This window comes from Lentzea flava (assembly GCF_014648475.1).
GTDB lineage: Bacteria > Actinomycetota > Actinomycetes > Mycobacteriales > Pseudonocardiaceae > Lentzea > Lentzea flava.
Genome location: NZ_BMRE01000087.1, coordinates 1 through 21,902, shown reverse-complemented (window position 1 = coordinate 21,902; position 21,902 = coordinate 1). Strand labels below are relative to the sequence as shown.

General features: G+C 69.5%; 23 protein-coding genes. 11 read left to right on the top strand and 12 right to left on the bottom strand.

What is annotated here, in order from left to right; all coding sequences use genetic code 11:
• Nucleotides 1-82: 82 nt before the first annotated feature.
• From IEZ09_RS43555 to IEZ09_RS43535, 5 genes are all read right to left on the bottom strand, one after another.
• Nucleotides 83-853: an ABC transporter permease gene (locus IEZ09_RS43555; RefSeq protein ID WP_189259742.1), complete on the bottom strand. Its 771-nt coding sequence runs from the start codon at nt 851-853 to the stop codon at nt 83-85.
• A complete protein-coding gene (locus IEZ09_RS43550; protein WP_189259741.1) occupies nt 850-1,803 on the bottom strand; it encodes an ABC transporter ATP-binding protein in 954 nt (317 codons plus the stop codon). The genes IEZ09_RS43555 and IEZ09_RS43550 overlap by 4 nt, the downstream gene beginning before the upstream one ends.
• Before the next feature lie 3 nt (nt 1,804-1,806).
• A complete protein-coding gene (locus IEZ09_RS43545) occupies nt 1,807-3,246 on the bottom strand; it encodes a GuaB1 family IMP dehydrogenase-related protein (protein ID WP_189259740.1) in 1,440 nt (479 codons plus the stop codon).
• A 109-nt stretch (nt 3,247-3,355) separates the two neighbouring features.
• Entirely contained in the window at nt 3,356-4,138 is a 783-nt protein-coding gene (locus tag IEZ09_RS43540; protein WP_189259739.1) for a GNAT family N-acetyltransferase, read from the bottom strand.
• A gap of 157 nt (nt 4,139-4,295) precedes the next feature.
• Nucleotides 4,296-5,825, bottom strand: coding sequence for an ATP-dependent DNA ligase (locus IEZ09_RS43535; protein WP_189259738.1), 1,530 nt, complete (start codon nt 5,823-5,825; stop codon nt 4,296-4,298).
• Nucleotides 5,826-5,912: 87 nt separating this feature from the next.
• On the opposite strand from IEZ09_RS43535, the gene IEZ09_RS43530 reads away from it, so the two are divergent.
• Complete coding sequence (locus IEZ09_RS43530; RefSeq protein ID WP_189259737.1) at nt 5,913-6,083, top strand: hypothetical protein; 171 nt, start codon at nt 5,913-5,915, stop codon at nt 6,081-6,083.
• On the opposite strand, the gene pdxR is transcribed toward IEZ09_RS43530, so the two are convergent.
• Complete coding sequence (pdxR, locus tag IEZ09_RS43525; protein ID WP_189259736.1) at nt 6,080-7,426, bottom strand: MocR-like pyridoxine biosynthesis transcription factor PdxR; 1,347 nt, start codon at nt 7,424-7,426, stop codon at nt 6,080-6,082. The two genes, IEZ09_RS43530 and pdxR, sit on opposite strands and share 4 nt — an antisense overlap.
• A gap of 47 nt (nt 7,427-7,473) precedes the next feature.
• Here pdxR and IEZ09_RS43520 point away from each other — a divergent pair, with 47 nt between their 5' ends.
• Entirely contained in the window at nt 7,474-8,376 is a 903-nt protein-coding gene (locus tag IEZ09_RS43520; RefSeq protein WP_189259735.1) for a DMT family transporter, read from the top strand.
• Nucleotides 8,377-8,380: 4 nt separating this feature from the next.
• Here the strand turns inward: IEZ09_RS43520 and IEZ09_RS43515 are convergent, their stop codons facing one another.
• The gene (locus IEZ09_RS43515; RefSeq protein WP_189259734.1) at nt 8,381-8,599 is read right to left on the bottom strand and encodes a hypothetical protein; all 219 of its coding nucleotides are present in this window, start codon (nt 8,597-8,599) and stop codon (nt 8,381-8,383) included.
• Here IEZ09_RS43515 and IEZ09_RS43510 point away from each other — a divergent pair.
• Complete coding sequence (locus tag IEZ09_RS43510) at nt 8,586-9,482, top strand: hypothetical protein (RefSeq protein WP_189259733.1); 897 nt, start codon at nt 8,586-8,588, stop codon at nt 9,480-9,482. The two genes, IEZ09_RS43515 and IEZ09_RS43510, sit on opposite strands and share 14 nt — an antisense overlap.
• A 113-nt stretch (nt 9,483-9,595) precedes the next feature.
• Here the strand turns inward: IEZ09_RS43510 and abmR are convergent, their stop codons facing one another.
• Together abmR and IEZ09_RS43500 are read right to left on the bottom strand one after the other, a co-directional pair.
• The gene (abmR, locus tag IEZ09_RS43505; protein ID WP_189259732.1) at nt 9,596-10,150 is read right to left on the bottom strand and encodes an ATP-binding transcription factor AbmR; all 555 of its coding nucleotides are present in this window, start codon (nt 10,148-10,150) and stop codon (nt 9,596-9,598) included.
• A 52-nt stretch (nt 10,151-10,202) separates the two neighbouring features.
• On the bottom strand, nt 10,203-12,176 hold the full coding sequence (locus IEZ09_RS43500) for a thioredoxin domain-containing protein (RefSeq protein ID WP_189259731.1): 1,974 nt from the start codon (nt 12,174-12,176) through the stop codon (nt 10,203-10,205).
• A 55-nt stretch (nt 12,177-12,231) separates the two neighbouring features.
• On the opposite strand from IEZ09_RS43500, the gene IEZ09_RS43495 reads away from it, so the two are divergent.
• From IEZ09_RS43495 to IEZ09_RS43480, 4 genes are read left to right on the top strand one after another with little or no spacing between them, the layout of a single operon-like run.
• The gene (locus IEZ09_RS43495) at nt 12,232-13,569 is read left to right on the top strand and encodes a 3' terminal RNA ribose 2'-O-methyltransferase Hen1 (protein ID WP_189259730.1); all 1,338 of its coding nucleotides are present in this window, start codon (nt 12,232-12,234) and stop codon (nt 13,567-13,569) included.
• Nucleotides 13,569-16,028 carry a polynucleotide kinase-phosphatase gene (locus tag IEZ09_RS43490; RefSeq protein ID WP_189259729.1) on the top strand — a complete coding sequence of 820 codons (2,460 nt, stop codon included), beginning with the start codon at nt 13,569-13,571 and terminating at the stop codon, nt 16,026-16,028. Before IEZ09_RS43495 ends, IEZ09_RS43490 begins: the two co-directional genes overlap by 1 nt.
• Nucleotides 16,025-16,639, top strand: a complete 615-nt coding sequence (locus IEZ09_RS43485; RefSeq protein ID WP_229813463.1) for a nucleotidyltransferase domain-containing protein — start codon at nt 16,025-16,027, stop codon at nt 16,637-16,639. Before IEZ09_RS43490 ends, IEZ09_RS43485 begins: the two co-directional genes overlap by 4 nt.
• On the top strand, nt 16,636-17,394 hold the full coding sequence (locus IEZ09_RS43480) for a nucleotidyltransferase domain-containing protein (protein WP_189259728.1): 759 nt from the start codon (nt 16,636-16,638) through the stop codon (nt 17,392-17,394). The genes IEZ09_RS43485 and IEZ09_RS43480 overlap by 4 nt, the downstream gene beginning before the upstream one ends.
• Here IEZ09_RS43480 and IEZ09_RS43475 read toward each other — a convergent pair.
• Both IEZ09_RS43475 and mca read right to left on the bottom strand, forming a co-directional pair.
• A complete protein-coding gene (locus tag IEZ09_RS43475) occupies nt 17,391-17,609 on the bottom strand; it encodes a hypothetical protein (RefSeq protein WP_229813465.1) in 219 nt (72 codons plus the stop codon). The two genes, IEZ09_RS43480 and IEZ09_RS43475, sit on opposite strands and share 4 nt — an antisense overlap.
• Before the next feature lie 35 nt (nt 17,610-17,644).
• Nucleotides 17,645-18,514 carry a mycothiol conjugate amidase Mca gene (gene mca / locus IEZ09_RS43470; RefSeq protein WP_189259726.1) on the bottom strand — a complete coding sequence of 290 codons (870 nt, stop codon included), beginning with the start codon at nt 18,512-18,514 and terminating at the stop codon, nt 17,645-17,647.
• Nucleotides 18,515-18,610: 96 nt separating this feature from the next.
• Here mca and IEZ09_RS43465 point away from each other — a divergent pair, with 96 nt between their 5' ends.
• Both IEZ09_RS43465 and greA read left to right on the top strand, forming a co-directional pair.
• Nucleotides 18,611-19,033: a DUF4307 domain-containing protein gene (locus tag IEZ09_RS43465; protein ID WP_189259725.1), complete on the top strand. Its 423-nt coding sequence runs from the start codon at nt 18,611-18,613 to the stop codon at nt 19,031-19,033.
• Nucleotides 19,034-19,217: 184 nt separating this feature from the next.
• A complete protein-coding gene (gene greA, locus IEZ09_RS43460) occupies nt 19,218-19,715 on the top strand; it encodes a transcription elongation factor GreA (protein ID WP_229813464.1) in 498 nt (165 codons plus the stop codon).
• Nucleotides 19,716-19,744: 29 nt separating this feature from the next.
• Here the strand turns inward: greA and IEZ09_RS43455 are convergent, their stop codons facing one another.
• Nucleotides 19,745-20,215: an Lrp/AsnC family transcriptional regulator gene (locus IEZ09_RS43455; protein WP_229813461.1), complete on the bottom strand. Its 471-nt coding sequence runs from the start codon at nt 20,213-20,215 to the stop codon at nt 19,745-19,747.
• Between the two features lie 113 nt (nt 20,216-20,328).
• Here IEZ09_RS43455 and hppD point away from each other — a divergent pair, with 113 nt between their 5' ends.
• Together hppD and IEZ09_RS43445 are read left to right on the top strand one after the other, a co-directional pair.
• A complete protein-coding gene (hppD, locus tag IEZ09_RS43450; protein ID WP_189259723.1) occupies nt 20,329-21,510 on the top strand; it encodes a 4-hydroxyphenylpyruvate dioxygenase in 1,182 nt (393 codons plus the stop codon).
• 54 nt (nt 21,511-21,564) lie between these two features.
• Nucleotides 21,565-21,810, top strand: coding sequence for a hypothetical protein (locus IEZ09_RS43445; RefSeq protein ID WP_189259722.1), 246 nt, complete (start codon nt 21,565-21,567; stop codon nt 21,808-21,810).
• The last annotated feature ends 92 nt before the right edge of the window (nt 21,811-21,902 follow it).

The following is a 21,902-nucleotide window of genomic DNA, read 5'->3' as shown; positions in this document are numbered from 1 at the left end:
GCCGCCGCTGACGCGGCGACCCGTCCCAACGAACTCACCCCCGGTTAAAACACCAGGTGAACAAAAGCGCCGTTCATCTTTTCTAGTCCAGGGCGCGTTTCATGAAGCCGCGCAGGCCGAGCCCTCCGAAGCCGGCGATCGCGATCACGAGCACCAGCAACACGATCGGCAACGGGATGTGCGGCACGTCCGGCACCAGCTCCGCCCGCATGCCCTCGCTCACGTACGTCAGCGGGTTGAGCGCGCAGATCACCTTGAACCACAGCAGATCGTCGCTCAGCGAACGCCACGGGAACTGCGACGAACCCGTGAACAGCAACGGCGTGAGGATCACCGCGAACATCACGTTGACCCGGCGCGCGGGCACCGACGTGCCGATCACCATGCCGACGCTTCCCCCGGCCAGGCAGCCGAGGACGATCACCAGGAGCGCGCCGGGAATCCCTTCCCACGCCCAGGAAACGTCGAGCATGACGAACCCGACGGGCACCATCAGCACCGCCGCGAAGAACCCGCGGATCGCGCCGAACACGATCTTCTCGACCGCGACGAGCGGGATGGAGATCGGCGCGAGCAGGCGGTCCTCGATCTCCCGCGTCCACGAGAAGTCGAGCACCAGCGGCAGCGTCGTGTTCTGCAGCGCGCCGAGGAACCCGTTCATCGCGATGATGCCGGGCAGCAGCACCTGCGCGAAGTCGTTCTGCACGTAACCGATGTCCCCCAGCACCTTCGCGAAGATGAAGAGGATGAAGAACGGCTGGATGATCACCTGCGCGAGGAAGCTCGGCAGCTCGCGGCCCGTGACGAAGACGTCGCGCCACAGGATCGCCTGGAACGTCCTGAGTTGGCTCACCGCAGCTCCCTGCCGGTCAGGTGGATGAAGACGTCTTCCAGGCTGGGCTTGCCGATCGCGACGTCGCTGACGACGACGTCGAGGTCGCGCAGCGCGTTCAGCACGGCGGGCAGGGTGACCGCGGTGTCGGCGTCGGTGTAGACGCGGAACATGTTGTTCACGTCCTCCACCCGCTGCGCACCGTCCACTTCGGACAACGCTTGGGTGATCTTCGCGGGCTCGTGCCCGTTCAGGCCGACCGTGACGCTGACGGTGTTGCTGCCCGGCAGGCTCTTCGTGAGCTCGGCGGGCGTGTCGAGCGTGAGCAGCTTGCCGTGGTCGACGATGCCGACGCGGTCGCAGAGCTTGGCGGCCTCGTCCATGTCGTGCGTGGTCAGCACGACCGTGACGCCTTCCGCGTGCAGTGCGGCGACGCGTTCGTGGACGAAGAGCCTCGCCTGCGGGTCGAGCCCGGTGCTGGGTTCGTCGAGGAACAGCACCTTCGGGCGGTGCATCAACGCGCGGGCGATCATCAGCCGTTGCGCCTGCCCGCCCGACAACGTGTCGACGAGCGCCTTTTCGTGGTCCTTCAACCCCATCCGCTCGAGGATGTCGTCGGCGAGCTTCTTGCGTTCCGCGGGCCCGATGCCGTGGTAGGCCGCGTGGAACAACAGGTTCTGCCGCGCGTTGAGCGAGCGGTCGAGGTTGTTGCGCTGCGGCACGACAGCCAGCAGCTGCCGTGCGCGCTTCGAGTCGGCGACCACGTCGACGCCCTCCACGAACGCCTGCCCCGAGGTGGGGCGGACGCGCGTGGTCAGGACGCCGACGGTGGTCGTCTTGCCCGCGCCGTTCGGCCCGAGCAGTCCGAAGACCTCACCGCGGCGGACGGTGAAGCTCAACCCGTCCACCGCCGGTTTTTGTCCGGTTTTATAGACTTTGCGGAGTTCTCTTACCTCTACCGCCTCGTCCATTTCTCACCATCCCCCTGGCAACGGCCGCCCTTCCGCGAACCCAGCCGCCGACTGGATGCCGAGAACAGCCTTGGCGTGGAATTCCTCCAGCGAGGTCGCGCCCGCATACGTGCAGGCCGAGCGAACGCCGGAGGTAATCGCATCCAGCAGATCCTCCACGCTCGGGCGCACCGGGTCCAAGCGCATTTTCGAGGTGGAGATGCCTTCTTCGAACAGCCCCTTCTTGGCCCGGTCGAACGCGTTGTCGCTGCGCGTCCGCGCCGTCACGGCCCGCTTGGACGCCATTCCGAACGATTCTTTGTAGAGGTTTCCGCGCTCGTCCCGCTGCAGGTCACCGGGTGACTCGTAGGTGCCGGCGAACCAGCTGCCGACCATGACGCTGCTGGCACCCGCCGCAAGCGCCAACGCCACGTCGCGCGGATGCCGCACGCCACCGTCGGCCCACACGTGCTTGCCGAGCCTGCGCGCCTCGGCCGCGCACTCCGCCACCGCGCTGAACTGCGGCCGCCCGACACCCGTCATCATCCGCGTGGTGCACATGGCGCCCGGCCCGACACCGACCTTGATGATGTCCGCGCCCGCCTCGACGAGATCCCGCACGCCTTCGGCCGTCACGACGTTGCCCGCCGCGACCGGCACACTCGGGTTCGCCTCCCGCACGGCCTTCAGCGCGGCGATCATCTTCTCCTGGTGCCCGTGCGCCGTGTCGACGACCAGCACGTCCACCCCGGCCTTGAGCAACGCCTCGGCCTTGGCGCGGACGTCACCGTTGACCCCGACCGCGGCCGCGATCCGCAGCTGGCCGTCGCCGTCGGTGGCAGGCCTGTAGATCTCGGCCCTGAGCGCCGCCAGCTCGGTCAGCACGCCTGCCAGCCGCTGCTCGTCGTCGATGCCCAGCGCGATCTTGTGCGCGCTGTGGTGGAGCTGGTCGAACACGTCCTGCGGCTTCGTGCCGAGCGGCAGCTTGAGCACGTCGGTGTTCATGACGTCGCCGATGCGCGTGAACCGGTCGACGCCCGTGAGCGCCGCCTCGTCGACGACGCCGATGGGCCTGTTGCCGTCGTCCACGACGATCACCGCACCGTGGGCCCGCTTGTGCAGCAGGTTCCACGCGTCCGCCACCGCGTCGCCCGTGGTCAGCGTCAGCGGCGTGTCCCAGACCGGGTGCCGCTCCTTGACCCACGAGATGATCTCCGCAACGGCCTCGGTGGGCACGTCCTGCGGGATGACGACCAGCCCGCCGCGCCGCGCGATGGTCTCGGCCATCCGCCGCCCGGCGACCGCCGTCATGTTGGCGACGACGATCGGGATCGTGGCTCCCGTGCCGTCCGAAGTGGAGAGATCGACGCCGAACCTCGACTCCACGGCGCTGCGGCCGGGGACGAGGAAAACGTCGTCGTAGGTCAGGTCGTAAGAGGGTCGATGCCCTTCGATGAACCGCACGTGCTTCCACGATACCCGGTGCGTCTCACTTGGGCATTCAGTCCGGGTTGGATCACCACGGCAGGCCCTGCCCGTCCGGCGTGGGCACGGGCCAGGACCACCCGCCGTGTCACCTCGGCTTCCAGGCGTAGCCGGTGGTCGTGGTGACCTTCACGAACCCCAGCCGCTCCAGGATCGGCCTGCTGTCCTCGGACGCGTCGACCTGGAGGTACTTCACGCCGCGGGCCAGGGCCACGCGGGCCCGGTGTGCGACGAGCGCGCGGTAGATGCCCCGGCCGCGCCACTCCGCGAGGGTGCTGCCGCCCCACAGGCCGCCGAACTGGGTGCCGGGCACGATCTCGAGCCGCGCGGACGACACGATCCGGCCGTCCGCCTCGGCCACGACCACGACGGTGTTCGGGTCGTCCTTGCGGTCGCGCAGGTAGTCGGCGAGCCAGCTGACCGTCTGGCCGAACGCCTCGGACGCCGACGCCGCGAGCCGCTCGAAGTCGGCCTCTTCTTTCGTCTCCCGCAGGGTGATCCCGTCCAGGGTGACCGGTGCGACCATCTCCTCGGCCAGCCCGATGAGCACCGTCTCCCTGCCCTCGGACTCGAAGCCCGCCTCGACCAGCCGTTCCGGCAGGTCGGCAGGGGTGTCGTGGCCCCACGTCTTCCACTCGACACCCTGGTCGCGCGCGGCGAAGAAGTCGCGCTGGCGGGCGATGAGGGCGTCCAGGTCGGCGCCGGAGATGCCCAGGTCGGGCAGCCCGGCGACCAGACCTCGTCGCTTCGGCCAGGACACCCGGTGCACGGGACCGTCGCGGTGGACGGTGGCGTCCGGGTCCGGGACCTTCCACTCGGCGGAGCGGGCCTGGTCGTCGTAGGCGCGGAGCAGCGCGGCGGCGTCGGTCACCGGCTTGACGCTATTGGCGGACGGCTCGGAGCCGCACGCCATTTTCAGTGCTGACGTGCGTCCACCACGAGGCGGTGCAGCCCCGTCCGGACGCCGAGCGTCACCGTGTGGCCGGTGTCCAGGCCGATCGGCAGGATGACCCGTGCCGCCGTGGCCGTCAGGACTCGGGATTCGGTTGTGCGGTGGGCAGGAGTGCCCTCACCTCCTCGATCGTGGTCGCCTCCGACGGGTCCTTGTCCGGGCGGTAGCGCACGACGCGGGCGAACCGCAGTGCGACGCCACCGGGGTAGCGCGGCGAGACCTGCACGCCGTCCAGCTCGATCTCGATCACCAGCTCCGGGCGGACCATGACCACCCAGTCGGTCTGCTCGGTCGCGATCTCCTGCAAGGCCTTGGTCTGCCACGTGAGCAGCTCGTCGGTGAGGCCCTTGAAGGTCTTGCCGACCATCACCGGCGGGCCGCCGTCCGGGTCGCGGGCTCCCAGGTGCAGGTTCGACAGCCAGCCGCGGCGGCGGCCGCTGCCCCACTCCACGCCGAGCACGATCAGGTCGAGGGTGTGCACCGGCTTCACCTTCTGCCAGGCGCGGCCGCGGCGGCCGGCCGCGTACGGCGAGGCCAGCGACTTCACCATCACGCCCTCGTGGCCCGCGCTCAGCGACGCCGTGACGACCTCGGCCGCCTCGTCCGGCGACGGGTCCAGCACGCCGGGGATGACGTGCTCACCCGCTACCCGGCGCAAGGCCGCCAGGCGATCCCTCAGCGGCTCGTCGAGCAGGTCCTCGCCGTCGAGGTGCAGGCAGTCGAAGAAGTACGGGTGCAGGAGCAGCTCGCGCTCGTCCTGCGCGCCGAACCGGCTCATCGTCTCCTGGAACGGGCGGGGCCTCCCCTCGTCGGTCAGCGCCAGGGTCTCGCCGTCGAGCACCACCGACGTGCACGGCAGGCCGCGCACGAGCTCGACGAGCTCCGGCACCGACTTGGTGATCTCGCGCAACGTGCGGGTGTAGATGTGGACCTCGTCGCCAGAGCGGTGCACCTGGATGCGCGCGCCGTCGAGCTTGTGCTCCACCACGCAGCTGCCGAGCTCGGACAGCGCGTCGGTCAGCGACTCCGCGGGTGAGGCCAGCATCGGCCGCAGGGGACGCCCGACCTCCAGCCGGAACGCCTCCAGCGCCTCCGCACCGCCGGCCAGCGCCGCCACCGCCGTCTCCGGTAATCGGCCGGACAGCATGAACGCACGGCGCACCGTCTCACCCGGCACGTCCGTGGCCGAGGCGATCGCGTCCAGCATCACGCCTTCCAGCGCGCCCTGCCGCAGCTCGCCGGTGAGCAGGCGGCGCAAGAAGTCCTGCTCCGCCTCGGTGGCACGGCCGAAGAGCGCCGCCAGCAGGTCGGCCCGGCGCTGCGCAGAGCCCTTGCCGGACGTCGCGGCCACCTCGGCGAGCGCGGCGTCGACCTCGGCGACCGTGAGCCCGGCCCGGGCGGCCGGGGGCACGGACAGGTCGAAGACCGTGCGCCAGCCCGCGCCGATGCGACCCTGCCGCGGCGTGCCTATGAGGAACGACACCACCGCGGCCACGACATCGGCCGTCGCCGAGCGCAGCAGCGCGGACAACGCCTTGACCTTGGCAAGGCGCGACCGCGTCGCCGCCACGGCGGCCGAGGTGTCGACTACTTCGGAAAGGAGCACGAACTCATGGTGCACCCGAGCACTGACAATTTCCGGACGGTCGGGCTAGGCTCACCACGACAACCGTTCTGCCTGGGGGTTTATCTCGTGATGCGAGCTTTCAAGATCGTCGCTGCCGCCCTGCTCGTCGCCGCCGTCGCCGCGGCCACGCCCGGAGCCGGCACCGACCGCGAGCACATCCTGGGCAGCGACGCGAGCACCATGCGCGAGCACATCCTGAGCGGTGACATGACCACCGCCCGCGAGCACATCCTCTAGGCGGCCGCGGCGATCTCCTTGACCGCCTCCCGCAGGCGGTCAGGCGTGAGCGCCGCATAGCCGAGCACCAAGCCCGGCCACATCGGCGTGCGCGTGTACTGCGCCAACGCCCACACGTGCACGCCACGCTCCGCAAGCCTGCTCTTCAACGCGAGGTCGTCCGTCCCGTCCGGCATGCGCAACACCACGTGCAGCCCGGCCGCAACGCCGATGGACTGCCATTCGGGCAGGTGCTCGGCAACAGCCTCCAGCAGCGCGTCCCGCCGCTTCCGGTAGAGCGCGCGCGTACGTCGCAAATGCCGGTCATAGCCGCCTGTCCGCAACATGTGCGCGAACGCCGCCTGAGGGATCGTCGCGGTGCCCATGTCGTTGTACTTCTTGCGGTTCACGATGCCCTCGCGCAGCCGCTCCGGCACCACGAGCCAGCCGAGGCGCAACGCGGGCGCCAGCACCTTGCTGGTCGTCCCCTGGTACACGACGTGCTCGGGCGCGAGTGCCTGCAACGCCCCGAGCGCGGGCCGGTCGTACCGGTGCTCGGCGTCGTAGTCGTCCTCGATGATCAACCCGTCCCGCTCGCGCGCCCACTCCACGAGCGCCCGCCGCCGTTCCGGGTGCAGCACCACGCCCAGCGGAAACTGGTGCGCCGCCGTGACCAGCACCGCCCGGCAGTCCGTTTTGGACAGAAGATCGACCCGAATTCCCTTGTCGTCCACCGGGATCGGCACGGTGTCGAGCCCGTGCGAGCGCAACATGTGCTCGCCGCCGAAGTGGCTCGGCTCCTCGATCGCGATGCTGCCGTTCAGCAACCGCGCGGTGAGCTGCAACCCGTCCGCGGCACCGTTCGTGATCACCGCGTCCCGCGCGACGACCGCCCGCACCCGCGCCAGGTAGTCGACGATCTCCTTGCGCAGCCCCACAAAGCCGGCCGGGTCGGGGTAGGCGAGGTCGTCGTCGGGCAGGTCGGCGAGCGCGGCCCGGTGCGCCGCAACCCATTCCGCCCGCGGAAAAGCGCCCAACGCCGGCAACCCGGGCCGCAGGTTGAACCGCCACCGGTCCGGCGGCTCCGGCACACCGCACACCCCGGCCGGCCCGAGGCTCGCGACCGTCGTACCCGAACCGCGCCGCGTCGTGAGGTACCCCTCCGCCACCAGCTGCGTGTACGCCGACGTGACGGTGCCGCGCGCCACCCCGAGCTGCGCCGCGAGGTCCCGGCTCGACGGCAGGCGCGTCCCCGGCGCCAGCCGCCCGTCGCGGATCGCCCTGCGCAGCTCGACCTCCACGCCACGCCGCCGCTGATGCCCCGGCAACAGCAGCTCACGAAAAGTGGACCAGTTCGCAACCATCAAAGTGGAGCTTAAACCTGGACCAGTTCGCCGTGAAGCTCAACGGCATGAAACTCGGGGTGGCCGCGGGAGCGACAGCGGCATCGATCGTCGGCGCGTCGGTGCCCATCACGGGCATGCTCGACGGCTATCCGGTACTGACCGGGCAGGCCATGCGCTACCTGTTGGGTGCGGCCGTGCTGCTGCTGGTCGCCCGTCGGCTTCCCATGCCGTCGTGGCGCGACATCCCGCCGTTGCTGGGCGTGGTGGCGTCGGGAATGCTCGGCTTCAACGCCCTGCTCATCGCCGCGCAGCAGTACGCCGAACCGGGCTTCGTCGCCGCCGTGATGGGCGGTTCTCCGATCGCATTGGCCCTGCTATCACGCCAACGGACGACGTCCGCCGTTGTCGGTGCAGTGGTGGTGGCGGCGGGCATCGTGCTGTTGTCCGGTGGCGGCACGTGGCACGGCCCTGGTCTCGTGCTCGCGCTGCTGACGATGGTCGGCGAGGTCTGCTTCACCCTGTTCGCCGTCGGAGTGGTGAAGCGCCTCGGCGTGCTGGGCGTGGCGACCTGGACGTGCCTGCTGGCGGCGGTGATCGGCGCGGTTCTGGGCACGTTCGTCGGTGGCTGGCAGGTGCCGGACGCACGGCAGAGCTTCGCGCTGGTGCTGCTGGCGCTGGTGGTGACCGCGCTGGCTTTCGGGCTCTGGTACTTCGCTGTGAACCGGTTGGGCTCTGACCGCGCAGGTGTGCTCATCGGCCTGATGCCCGTGTCCGGCCTTGTGACTTCCGTGTTGTTGGGCGCGCAGGAGTTCACGCTGGTTTCCGCTGCCGGGGCTGCCACGGTCGCACTCGGGTGCGCCATCGGGCTCCGCAGGGGCGCCCACCACACACACGACGCGGGCCGGGTTCCCCCAAAATCAACGATAGCGAGCGGGTCTGACAGCGCACCGGAAGTCGTTGCCTCCTGAGGGATCACGGCTTGGGGGCGCCTCCGCGGAAGGACGCGGTCAGTTCGGCGGCGTCCTTCAGCAGGGAGATGCGGGTGGCGGCCTGGCTGTCGAACGTGGTGAGCAGGGTCAGCGCGAACCACGCGGTCGCCGCCACCACCCAGGCACCGCCGATGGGGCCGGACAGGTCGAACCCCGCCAGCTTGGCGCCGAGCACCAGCGCCGGCGGGATGAGGCCCAGCACGCACCCTGCCACCGAACCCAGCGAGCCTGCGCCGCGGGCGCGGGTCGGCGGTGGGCAGTTCGTCGAGGCAGCCGCGGACCAGCACCTGGATCAGGGCGGTGATCTCGGCCAGGAGGTCCTCGCGCGTCTCCCGGCGGGGCAGGACGATCCACAGGTCGTAGGAACGGACACGCCGTGCGCATTGCCGGCAACGGTCTCGCCACGTCGCTCTGCTCACCGGATCCGTGAGCCGGACCTCTCGCCAGAAGCCGGATTCGAGGACGGCGGCGGCCTCGTCGAGCTTGTGCAGCAACGTCGCCTGATGGTCCGTGAGCGCGCGCGGATCGAGGAGTGCGCGGGTCAGTTCGAAGAGACGCGCGAGCAACGCCGTGCGCGGTTCGCGGTAGTTGTCGGCGTGCTCCTGGAACCAGCCGACCACGAAGAACGCCGGCATGAAACCGACCAGGATCGCGGCGGGTCCCACGGCCGCACCCGCCAGCGCTACGTACCACCAGTTCGCGGCGATGCTGTCGAACAACGCCATACCCGTTGCCCGCCACAGCAGATAGCCACCACCGAGCACACCGGCGGTCAACGAGAGGAACACGAAGTTCTGCAGCCTCGCGGGCAATCGCGACACGATCATCGAGAAACCGGTGAAAGCCAGCCCACCACCCAGCCAGCCGAGCACGAAGAGACCCCAGACCAGGTAGTCGGGCTCGGCACGGCGGCTGATGAGCCACCCCAGCACGCCGGCCGTTCCGTAGATGGCCAGGCCCAGCACGACGTCGACGATCGCGTCGACTCGCCGATCAACGGCGGTCCGGCCGGCGAGCCAGCGGTAGGAGTCGCGGTAGGCGGCCGCGAGTTCGGCCGAGAGCTCCTCGTCGGCCACGGCGCCTAGAACGGGCTTCGCGATCGCGCAACGCCTTGCGCACGACCAGATGAGCCGCGCCACGGCCATAGCCGACGTCCGGGAACCTCACGGTCAGAAGTTCGCGGCCGAACGGTCAGCCGTTACGACAGATCCGGTCCCTGCGAACGAAGATCGTCCACCTTCGCCATCGCCTCGCGCAGCTCGCCGAGCCATGCGTCCGCGTGCTCGCCCACCAGGCGGACCGCCCAAGCCAGAGCATCCGCACGAGACCGGGCCACGCCCGCGGCCACGAGCGTGTCGAGCACCTGGCGTTCCGGCTGGCGCAGGCGCGTCATCACCGGCACGGCCAGGTGCGTGAAGAGCTCGCGCGTGCCACCGAGGGACGCGCCCCAGGCCACCTTGCGGCCGTAGCGGTGTTCGGCCTGGCGTGCGATCTCGATGCGCTCGGAACGCGTTTCCTCACGCCACCGGGAGATGCGGCCCGACTCGGCTGCGGCGCGCGAGGCGTCGTCGAACTCGCCCTCCAGCGGGGGCAGCGTGCCGACGACGGTGATCTCCTCGCGGTCGACGATCACCTCGGGTGCGCCGGTGAACCAGCCGTCGGGCAGCCTGCCCGCGAACCACGCCGCCGCGTCGTCCGCCGGCGGGAGGTCAGCCTGCTGCCAGCCGCCTCTTCCTCGCCATCCACGTCCCATCTCAACCACCCCTGATTACATGATTACGTCATTACTGACGTTACGCCTGTAATCAGCGCGGAGTGTTCGCCGTCAGCGAAGTGACCAGGGCATCTGCCGAAACGACTGGCCTGTCGCACACGTAGCCGCGGCAGACGTACGCGGCCGGGGCCTCGTCGACCAGCGGCCGGTCCTCCAGCAACGGCACCGAGCCCGGTTCACCGGCCACGACGACGCCGCCGCCGGGCACGTGAGCGACCGCCGCCGCCCACAGTTCCGCGCGGCGCGCGTCGTCGACGCCGACCACCGCCACCTGCAGCGGACCGGCGACCAACGCCTCGGCGACGGTCAGCCAGTGGCCGGCGAAACGAGGCGCCTGCGCGGCCAGCAGGCCGGCGCGCGTCACGGCCTCCGTGGCAGCCGTCAGGTAACGCGAGGACTGAGCGCCGGTCAGCAGAGAAGCGGTCAGCAGCGCCGAGGCCAGCGAGGACGCGCCACACGGCGACGCGTTGTCGGTCGAGTCGGCGGGGCGGCGCACCAAGGACTCGGCGTCGTCTGCGGTGTCGTAGTAGGCGCCGGGAGAGTCCGGCACGGCGAACCGGGCGAGAGCGGTGTCCAGCAGGCCGCACGCCAGGTCGAGCCACCGGATCGAGCCCGTGACCTGGTGCAACGCCAGCAGGCCGTCGGCGACGCAGCCGTAGTCCTCCAGCACGCCGAACGACGGCCCGGCGACCCCGTCGCGCGAGGTGCGCAGCAGCCTGCCCTCGACGAGGTGCACCGACGCCAGCAGCGACGCCGCTTCCGACGCCGCCACGATCCACGACGGCTCGCCGAAGAACGCGCCGGCCTCGGCCAGAGCGGCGATCGCCAGGCCGTTCCACGCGGCGACCACCTTGTCGTCACGGCCGGGCTGCGGACGCGCGGCCCGCACGGCCATCAGCGCGGCCCGCACGTCCTCCCCCGGCTCCGACACGAACCGCAGCGTCGACTTGCCGTCCTCGAAGTTCGGCTCCTCGGTCACGCCGAAAGCAGCCGCGGCCTCCCCCAGTTCGTCGAACGACCAGACGTAGGTCAGGCCCTCGACGCCTTCGGTGTCGGCGTCCAGCGACGCGGCGAAGCCACCTTCGGCCGTGCGCAGGTCCCGCAGCAGGAAGGAAGCGGTGTCCCTGGCGACGCGCGCGTACCGCTCGGAACCGGTGACCCGCGTCAGGTGCGTGTAGAAGCGCAGCAGCAAAGCGTTGTCGTACAACATCTTCTCGAAGTGCGGCACGGTCCACGACGCGTCGACGCTGTAGCGCGCGAACCCGCCGCCGAGCTGGTCGTACATGCCGCCGTTCGCCATCGCGTCGGCCGTCGCGGTCGCCATGGAGATCGCCTCGACCGAACCCGTGCGCTCGTGGTGCCGCAGCAGGAACTCGACCACCATCGACGGCGGGAACTTCGGCGCGCCACCGAATCCGCCGTTGCGCCGGTCGAACTCGCCCAGCAGCGACACGACCGCACCCGCCAGCACATCAGCGTCCACAGTGGACGGCGGAAGCGGCGCTGAGTGCCGGGAGATCTCCTCCACCACAACGGAAGCCGATTCCAGGACCTCGTCCGGACGCGAGGTCCACGCGGCCGAGACCGCCTCGATGAGTTGGGTGAACGACGGCATCCCGGGACGTGGTGACGGCGGGTAGTACGTGCCCGCGTGGAACGGCCGGGCGTCAGGCGTGAGGAACACCGTCATCGGCCACCCGCCGTGCCCGGTCATGGCCTGCGTGACTTCCATGTACACGGCGTCGACGTCCGGGCGTTCCTCGCGATCCACCTTCACCGACACGAAGTGCTCGTTCAGGAACGCCGCGACAGCCTCGTCCTCGAACGACTCGTGCGCCATCACGTGGCACCAGTGGCAGGCCGCGTAACCGATGGAAAGCAGCACGGGAACGTTCCGCCGTCGCGCCTCCTCGAACGCCTCGGGGCACCACGGCCACCAGTCGACCGGGTTCTCGGCGTGCTGCAGCAGGTAGGGGCTGGTCGCGTCGGCGAGCCGGTTCTTCATGCAATCAACACTAATTCAGCAGCGCGGAGACCGACTCTCGATCAGACTCGACCTCGTGTTGCTCACCATGACCACGACCCACCAGCCGGCGACCGACCTCGGTCATCTGCTGCACAAGCACCCGGACCGGGCTCAGTCCTTCACGACGAGCTCGGGCGTCGCGCACGTCTTCTACCCGAAGGCGACGAACGAGGAGTGCACGGTCGCCCTCCTGCTGGAGGTCGACCCCATCGCGCTGGTGCGAGGTCCCGGCAGCACGCTCACCCAGTACGTCAACGACCGCCCGTACGCGGCCGGGTCGTTGCTCACGGTCGCGCTCGGCAGCGTGTTCCGCACCGCGATGAACGGCCGCAGCGAGAGCTACCCCGAGCTCGCCAGGACGCCGATTCCGCTGGTCGTCCGCATTCCCGCGCTGCCGCACCGGCTCGCGGAACGGCTGTTCGCACCACTCGGCTGGGAGGTGACGATCACCGAACACGGCGACTCGCGCTACGGCGACGTCACGCTCACCGGCACCGTGCGGCTCAGCGACGCCCTGAAGCACCTCTACGTGCTGCTGCCCGTGCTCGACGGCGGCAAGCACTACTGGGTCGCGGCCGACGAGGTCGACAAGCTGCTCAAGGCGGGCGACGGCTGGCTCGCGAGCCACCCCGACAAGGAGCTGATCACCACCAGGTACCTCGCGCGCAAGCGACCGCTGATCACCTCCGCCCTGGAACGCCTCGCCGACGTCGACGAGGTCGAACCGGAGGAGCTGGACAACGCGCTGGCCGAACCGAAGATCTCCCTTGCCGCACAGCGCAAGGAGGCCGTGATCACGGCGCTGAAGGAGGCACGGGCCAAGCGTGTGCTCGACCTCGGCTGCGGTGGTGGCGCGCTGCTGCGTGAACTCGTGAAGGAGCCGGAGTTCGCCGAGATCCACGGTGTCGACGTGTCCGCGAAGGCGTTGCAGGAGGCCGCGCGGAAGCTGCGGCTCGACCGCATGCCGGACCGCGTCCGCGAACGGATCACGTTGCGGCAGTCGGCTTTGACGTACGTGGACACCGCGCTCGCCGGCTACGACGCGGCGGTGCTGATGGAGGTCGTCGAGCACGTCGACCCGTCGCGCCTACCCGCGCTGGAGCACTCGGTGTTCGCCGTGGCGCGACCGGTGACCGTGCTGGTGACGACGCCGAACGTCGAATACAACGCGTTGTTCGAAACCTTGCCGGAAGGGCAGCTGCGCCACTCCGACCACCGTTTCGAGTGGACTCGGGCGGAGTTCGCGGCGTGGGCGGACGGAGTTGCGGCACGACGTGGTTACCGCGTGCGGTATGTGGGAATCGGGCCGGAGGACGCCGAACGCGGCGCACCGACCCAGATGGCGGTGTTCAGCTTGGGGGCGGACGACTGATGGAACTGAAGATTCCCGACCTGTGTCTGGTGGTGCTGATCGGCGCCTCCGGTTCCGGCAAGTCGACGTTCGCGCGCAAGCACTTCCTCCCCACCCAGGTGTTGTCGAGCGACTACTTCCGCGGGCTCGTGTCCGACGACGAGAACGACCAGTCGGCGTCCGCGGCGGCGTTCGACGTGCTGCACTATGTCGCGTCGAAGCGACTCGAAGCCGGCAAGGTCACCGTCATCGACGCCACCAACGTGCAGGCGCCTGACCGCGCCAAGCTGATCGAGGTCGCCAAGAAGGCCAACGTGCTGCCGGTCGCGATCGTGCTCGACACACCGACCGACGTGTGCCTCAAGCGCAACGCACAGCGGCCCGACCGCGACTTCGGCGCGCACGTCGTGAAGCGGCACCGGGCGGCGTTGCAGCGGTCGCTGAAGTACCTGGGCAAGGAGGGGTTCAAGCGCGTCCACGTGCTGCGCTCCGAGTCCGAAGTGGACAGCGCGGTGATCGTGTACGAGAAGCTGCTCAACGACCTGCGGCACGAGACCGGCCCGTTCGACGTGATCGGTGACGTGCACGGCTGCCGCGCGGAGCTGGAGGAGCTGCTCGTCGAGCTCGGGTACGAGCTGGTCCGTGACGACGAAGGCCGTGCGGTCGACGCGGTTCCGCCGGGCGAGCGCAAGGCCGTCTTCGTCGGCGACCTCGTGGACCGCGGACCGGACACGCCCGGTGTGCTCCGGCTCGTCATGGGCATGGTGGCGAACGGCCACGCCCTCAGCGTGCGCGGAAACCACGAGGAGAAGCTCGTGCGGGCGTTGCGCGGGCACAAGGTGACGGTGCGCCACGGGCTGGAGAAGTCCCTGGAGCAGCTCGCCCACGAGCCGGAGGAGTTCCGCCGCGCTGCCACGAAGTTCTGCGACGGCCTGGTCGCGCACTACGTCCTCGACGGCGGAAACCTCGTCGTGGCGCACGCCGGCCTGCCCGAGCGCTACCACGGCCGTGCGTCGGCGAAGGTGCGCAGCTTCGCGTTGTACGGCGACACGACCGGCGAGGTCGACGAGTACGGGCTGCCGGTGCGCCTGCCGTGGGCGAACGACTACCGCGGTTCCGCGATGGTGCTGTACGGGCACGTCCTGGTGCCGGAGGCCGAGTGGATCAACAACACCATGTGCCTGGAGACGGGTGTGGTGTTCGGCGGCAAGCTGACCGCGTTGCGCTACCCGGAGAAGGAGCTCGTCTCCGTGAAGGCGCACCAGGTCTGGTACGAGAACGACCGGCCGTTCCCCGCCCCGGCCGCCGAGCGCGAGCCGGAGGTGCTGGCGCTCACCGACGTCACGGGCCTGCGCCGGATCGACACGTCGGTGATGGGCGCCGTGACGATCCGCGCCGAGCAGTCGGCGAGCGCGCTGGAGGTCATGAGCCGGTTCGCGATCGACCCGCACGACCTGCTCTACCTGCCGCCGACGATGGCTCCGACGGCGACCTCGCAGCGCGACGACGTGCTGGAGCACCCGGAGGACGCCTTCGCGGAGTACGCGGCCGCCGGTGTCTCGCAGGTGATCTGCGAGGAGAAGCACATGGGCTCCCGCGCGGTGCTGTTGGTGCGCACGGAAGGCGGTGCGATCTACACGCGCACCGGCCGGGCGTTCTTCGACGGCGCGCTGGGTGACGAGCTGCTCGACCGCGTGCGGGACGGCGCGAAGCCGTTGTTCGACGAGTTCTCGACGGACTGGCTGCTGATCGACGCCGAGCTGATGCCGTGGAACGCCAAGGCGTCCGGGCTGATCCGCGAGCAGTACGCGGCGGTCGGGGCCGCGGCGGGCGGAGCGCTGCCCGTCGCGGTGGAAATGCTGGAAGCCGCGAGGGCACGTGGCATCGACGTGACGGACCTGCTGGCGCGCACGGAAAGGCGATCGGCGAACGCTTCGGCCTACCGGGCGGCCTACGAGCGGTACTGCTGGCCGACCGAGGGGCTGGAGGGTGTGCGGATCGCGCCGTTCCAGCTGCTGGCGACCGAGGGACGGACGTTCCACGACCGTTCGCACCTGTGGCACCTGGAGACGCTGAGCCGGCTGGAAGGGCCGTTGTTCCAGCAGACCCGGCACCTCGTGGTCGACACCGCGGATCCCGGTGCCGGCGTGCGCTGGTGGGAGGAGCTCACCGAGGCGGGCGGCGAGGGCATGGTCGTCAAGCCGCTGGCGAACCTGAGCCCTCGCGTGCAGCCGGCCGTGAAGGTGCGCGGGCGCGAGTACCTGCGGATCATCTACGGCCCGGACTACACCGAGCCGCAGAACCTCGCACGGCTGCGCAAGCGCGGTCTCGGCCGCAAGCGCGGACTCGCCCTGCGCGAGTACGCCCTGGGCATCGAGGCGCTCGAACGCGTCGCGCGCGGCGAGCCGTTGTGGCGCGTGCACGAGTGCGTCTTCGGTGTGCTGGCACTCGAATCGGAACCGGTGGACCCACGACTGTGATTCTCGAAGCGATCATCGGGTCGCACGCCTACGGGCTCGCGACCGCAGAGTCCGATGTGGACAGACGCGGGGTTTTCGTCGCGCCCACAGAGGCGTTCTGGCGCCTGGACAAGCCCCCGACGTCGGTCGAGGGACCCGAGCCGGAACGCCTCAGCTGGGAGGTCGAGCACTTCTGCAAGCTGGCGCTGAAGTCCAACCCGACCGTGCTCGAAACGCTGGTGAGCCCGCTGGTCGAGGTCATCACGCCGCTGGGAGAGGAGCTGCGGGCGCTGCTGCCCGCGTTCCTCTCCCGGTACGCGGTGCGGGCGTACATGCGCGCGACGGAGATGCAGCTGTCGCGCGCGGGCCGCAACCTCAAGCCGAAGCAGCTCATGCACGTCGTGCGGCTGCGGTTGCTCGGCCTGCACCTGGTGCGCACGGGCGAGCTCGACATCACCGCGGACCGCGCCCTCCTCAGGATCCGAAACGAGGAGATGCCGTGGGACGAGGCCGTGGCCTGGGCGCACCGGCTCGGCGACGAGCTCGCGAGCGCAGAAGGCCCGCTGCCGGAGGAGCCGGACCGGGCTCGGGTGGAGGATTGGCTGGTGTCGGTGCGCAGGAGGATGTTGTGAGCTACGAGGTTCCTGACCTGAGCGCGGTGGTCGCGGAGCAGTCGCACGACCTGCTCTTCGCGACCGTGTCCGGCGCGCACCTGTACGGGTTCCCGTCCCGCGACTCGGACGTCGACCTGCGCGGCGTGCACGTCCTGCCGCTGAGGGAGGTCGTCGGGCTGCGGCACGGCCCGGAGACCAAGGAGCGGATGTGGGTGCGCGACGGTGTCGAGATCGACCTCGTGACGCACGACGTGGAGAAGTTCTGCCGGCTGCTCACCCGGCCGAACGGCTACGTGCTGGAGCAGCTGCTCTCGCCGCTCGTCGTGCACACCACGGACGGCCATCGGAAGCTCGCCGACCTCGCCGCGGGGTGCCTGACGTCACGGCACGGGCACCACTACCGCGGGTTCGCGGTGACCCAGTGGCGGCTGTTCGAGCGGACCGGCGAGATCAAGCCGCTGCTCTACACGTTCCGCGCGCTCCTGACCGGCGTGCACCTGCTGCGCACCGGCGAGGTGATCGCGCACCTGCCGACGTTGCTCGACAAGCTCGACGGGCCGGACTACCTGACCGCGCTGATCGAGGCGAAGATCCTCGGCGAGCACCGGGCGCTGGCGGGCGTCGCGGGACGGCCCGCTCCCGAACGGCTGGAGGCGGACCTCGCTCACTGGCAGGAGGAACTGCAGAACGCGCGGGCGACCAGCGACCTGCCCGAGCACCCGCCCGCCTTCGAGGCGGTGCACGAGTTCGTGATCGAGACCCGGCTCGGCTAGTCCTTCTTCTCCGGTTCCGGCTTGTCCTCAGCCGGCTCGTCGAACGACGCCGGCACCCGCTTGAGGTGCTTGTTCATCGACTTGACGAGGAAGAACACCGCGATGAAGAACAGGATCAGCAGGACGAGGCCGACCGGGGAGGACTTGCCGAAGTCCTCGCCCTGGCCGCCCTTGTCGTTGTTCGTGTTCGACGGCTGCACGGCGACGAACGCCACCGTGCTGCTGAGGTCGAAGTCTGGGGAGAGCACCCCTAGACCTTAACTCCGGCGAACAGGTCGTTCTCCGGCAGCGTCGAGTCCACCACCGACCGCACGAGCTCGTACTCCTCGGTCGGCCAGATCTCGCGCTGCAGCTCCATCGGGATGGCGAACCAGCGGCTGGTCGGGTCGATCTGGGTCGCGTGGGCCTTGAGGGCCTCGTCGCGGACGTCGAAGTAGTCCGCGCACTCGACCTGGGTCGTCACACGTTCCATCACGTCCGGGCGGTCGGCGTCCCAGTGCGCGAGCCACTCGGTGTAGGGCGACTCGAGGCCGCGGGACTCCATCGCCTCGTGGAACGCCAGGAGCTTGGCGCGGGAGAAGCCGTGCGAGTAGTAGACCTTCTGCACTTCCCAGGCCGGGCCCAGTGACGGGTCGAACTCGGGATCGGCCGCGGCGTCCAGCGCGGCCATCGAGATCTCGTGCGTGCGGATGTGGTCCGGGTGCGGGTAGCCCCCGTTCTCGTCGTACGTCACGACGACGTGCGGGCGGAAGTCGCGGATCGCCTCCACCAGCGACGGCACCGACTCCTCCAGCGGCACGAGGGCGAAGCAGCCCTCGGGCAGCGGCGGCTTCGGGTCGCCCTCTGGCAGGCCGGAGTCCTTGAACCCCAGCCAGCGGTGCTGGATGCCGAGGATCTTGGCCGCACGGGCCATCTCCTCCCGGCGGACTTCGACGATGTTCTCGAGCACGTCCGGCTTGTCCATCGCCGGGTTGAGGATGCTGCCCGCGCCACCGTCGGTGCAGGTCACGACCATGACGTCGTGACCTTCGGCGACGTAGCGGGCCATCGTGGCCGCGCCCTTGCTCGACTCGTCGTCGGGATGTGCGTGCACTGCCATAAGGCGCAGCTTGTCGGCCATGACCCCCGTGGTCCTCCTGTGTGAACGGTCCTGCGACACTCAACAACTGAACGTCGGTCGTCATTGTTCCCCAGCGGGTTAGGAGGGCGCGGGAAAGTGGCTCAACGCGCGCTCCCGGAGGGGCGATACGGCAACAGCAAGCGCAAACCGCTCAACAAGTGGGCTCGGTGGGGGTTACTCGCCGTAGCCGTGGCGGTGGGCGCGGTGGTCGCCTTCGTGGGATACCGAAATCTCGGCACAAAGCCGATCGAGGCGAAGCAGACGGCGTTCATCATCCTCGGCGACGACAGCGTGAAGGTCAGTTTCGAGGTTTCCCGAGATCAACCGGAGCGTCCGGCCGTTTGCATCATTCGGGCCCGGTCCAAGGACGGGGACGAAGCGGGCAGACGCGAAGTTCTGGTGCCTCCAGGGAATTCCGTCGTCGTCGAGACAACAGTTCTGCGCACCTCGAAGCCGCCGGTCACCGGCGAGGTGTTCGGGTGCTCTTACCAGGTTCCCCCCTACTTGTCCACGAGCTAGCGGCCAAGCGGGTGATCTGCGGTTTAAACGGCGAACTGGGGAACAAATCGCCGTCGCTGAACGTTGTCCACGTGTTACTCTTGAGGCTCAAGCACGGCCCCGGCGCGGGCCGTGTTTTTCCGTTCCGGGCCCACGGCCCGGGAACTATCTGGTGCACACACGTGCGCCGGAGCAAGACGAGGAGTTGGTGACCGTGAGCGACACCCAGGTGACCTGGCTGACCCAGGAGGCCTACGACCGGCTCAAGGCTGAGCTGGACGAACTTATCGCGTACCGCCCGGTCATGGCTGCCGAGATCAACGCCCGCCGCGAGGAGGGCGACCTGCGCGAGAACGGCGGCTACCACGCGGCTCGCGAGGAGCAGGGCAAGCAGGAGGCGCGCATCCGCCAGCTGCACGAGCTGCTCCAGGCCGCGAAGGTCGGCGAGGCCCCCACCACCAAGGGCGTCGCAGCGCCGGGCACGGTGCTCACGATCCGTTACGAGGGCGACGACGAGACCGAGACCTTCCTGCTCGCGACCCGCGAAGAGGGCGCGCACGGCGAGATGGAGGTCTACTCCCCGTCCTCGCCGCTCGGCAAGGCGCTGAACGGCGCGAAGGACGGCGAGACCGTGGAGTACGAGCTGCCCAACGGCAAGCTCCAGAAGGTCACGCTGATCAAGGCGCTGCCGTACGCCGGGTAGTCACTGAGACGTTGTGAGGGGGCGGCCACCTACCGGGGTGGCCGCCCCTTCACGCGTTCCAGCAACGGCCGCACCCGTGGTGGCACGGGTGTCGACAAAGCGATGGACGTCGACAGACGCCGCACGTGTGGCACGTCGACGACGTGGTCGACCACGCGCTGCAGGTCCGCGTTCGACCGCGCGACCATTCTCACGAAGAGATCTCCCTGGCCCGTCGTCGCGTGCACCTCGCACACCTCGGGAATCGCGGCCAGGCCCTCGCACACCTCCGCGCGCCGTCCCTGCGCGATTTCGACGACCGCGAACGCCGTCAGCCCGTAGCCCATCGCGCCGAGATCCAGCGCCGGCGGGAACCCGGTGAGCACGCCGCGTTCGACGAGACGGTCCAGCCGCGCCTGCACCGTTCCGCGCGCGACACCCAGCCGGCGGGAGCATTCGAGGACCCCGAGCCGCGGCTCGTCGGTCAACAGCAACAGCAGCCGGGCGTCCAGTTCGTCCACCGGCTGGTCAGAGTGCTCACTCTGCTGATCTGAAGGCACAGATCACTATACAAATTGCACAGCGAAATCGCTGACTGTTGCTCACCCTGTTGGGTCGACTCATGCTGTGAGGCATGACGCAGCAGCTTGACGACGTGAGCTACGACCAGCTCCGGCAGCTCGTGGGGTTGGTCGACTACGACGCGACCAAGGACCCCTTCCCCGTGCGCGCCATGGACGCCGTGGTGTTCGTCGCGGGCAACGCCACGCAGACCGCCTGGCTGTACCAGGTGGCGTTCGGCATGGAGCTCGTGGCCTACGCGGGCCCCGAGACCGGCCAGCGCTCCCACAAGTCGTTCGTGCTGAAGTCGGGCTCCGCCCGCTTCGTGATCCACGGCGGCGTCAAGCCCGACTCCCCGCTGCTCGACCACCACCGCAAGCACGGCGACGGTGTGGTCGACCTGGCGCTGGAGGTCGGCGACGTCGACCAGTGCATCGCGCACGCCCGCAAACAGGGCGCGACCGTGCTGGAGGAGCCGCACGACGTGTCCGACGAGCACGGCACCGTCCGTCTCGCGGCCATCGCCACCTACGGCGAGACCCGCCACACGCTGGTGGACCGCTCCAAGTACAACGGCCCCTACCTGCCGGGTTACGTGGCGCGCACGTCCACGGTGAAGCGTCCGGAAGGCGCCCCGAAGCGTCTCTTCCAGGCCATCGACCACTGCGTCGGCAACGTCGAGCTCGGCAAGATGGACTACTGGGTCGAGTGGTACAACCGCGTCATGGGCTTCGTGAACATGGCGGAGTTCATCGGCGACGACATCGCCACCGACTACTCGGCGCTGATGTCCAAGGTCGTCTCGAACGGCAACCACCGGGTCAAGTTCCCGCTGAACGAGCCGGCGATCGCGAAGAAGAAGTCGCAGATCGACGAGTACCTGGAGTTCTACGAGGGCGCGGGCGTCCAGCACATCGCGCTGGCGACCAACGACATCATCCGCACCGTCACGGCCATGCGCGACGCGGGCGTGGAGTTCCTGGAGACGCCGGACACCTACTACGACGACCCGGAGCTGCGGCCCCGGATCGGCGAGGTCCGCGTGCCGATCGAGGTGCTCAAGGAGCACCGCATCCTGGTCGACCGCGACGAGGACGGCTACCTGCTGCAGATCTTCACGAAGCCGATCGGGGACCGCCCGACCGTCTTCTACGAGCTGATCGAGCGGCACGGCTCGCTGGGCTTCGGCAAGGGCAACTTCAAGGCCCTGTTCGAGGCCATCGAGCGCGAGCAGGAGCGACGCGGCAACCTCTGATGGCGTTCCCCCGGTAAGGTGCTTTACGGGGGATACACATCGTGGGGAGGTGGCATGGCACTCGCACGACGCGTGGCCGCGGTGATTCCGCTGGTCGGAGCCGTGACCACGGCTGCGGCACTGACCGGCGCGGCGTTCTTGACAGTGGCTCACGCGGGCTGCGACGAAGCCGGCCGCTTCGTCAGGACGGGCGGGTCGATCGAGTTCGTCGGCGGCTGTGTCAACGGCGCCGACCTTCCGGCGGCGCCCACGGCCGAGGTCGAGAACGTCGACAGGTTCGGCGGCTCCAAGAAGCCCTAGGCCAGATCGATGAAGGGCTCCTTCTTCCACCTGAGGGGTGGATTCGAGGGGTCGTCGCAACACAGGTGATCAACTGGCTTGGGCCAGGAGCA

Coding starts and splice junctions, on each gene's coding strand:
- IEZ09_RS43520 (WP_189259735.1), top strand. CDS start 7,474: ATGAAACTCGGGGTGGCCGCGGGAGCGACAGCGGCATCGATCGTCGGC.
- IEZ09_RS43500 (WP_189259731.1), bottom strand. CDS start 12,176: ATGAAGAACCGGCTCGCCGACGCGACCAGCCCCTACCTGCTGCAGCAC.
- IEZ09_RS43550 (WP_189259741.1), bottom strand. CDS start 1,803: ATGGACGAGGCGGTAGAGGTAAGAGAACTCCGCAAAGTCTATAAAACC.
- IEZ09_RS43510 (WP_189259733.1), top strand. CDS start 8,586: ATGAGGCCCAGCACGCACCCTGCCACCGAACCCAGCGAGCCTGCGCCG.
- IEZ09_RS43445 (WP_189259722.1), top strand. CDS start 21,565: ATGGCACTCGCACGACGCGTGGCCGCGGTGATTCCGCTGGTCGGAGCC.
- IEZ09_RS43490 (WP_189259729.1), top strand. CDS start 13,569: ATGGAACTGAAGATTCCCGACCTGTGTCTGGTGGTGCTGATCGGCGCC.
- pdxR (WP_189259736.1), bottom strand. CDS start 7,426: ATGGTTGCGAACTGGTCCACTTTTCGTGAGCTGCTGTTGCCGGGGCAT.
- hppD (WP_189259723.1), top strand. CDS start 20,329: ATGACGCAGCAGCTTGACGACGTGAGCTACGACCAGCTCCGGCAGCTC.
- abmR (WP_189259732.1), bottom strand. CDS start 10,150: ATGGGACGTGGATGGCGAGGAAGAGGCGGCTGGCAGCAGGCTGACCTC.
- mca (WP_189259726.1), bottom strand. CDS start 18,514: ATGGCCGACAAGCTGCGCCTTATGGCAGTGCACGCACATCCCGACGAC.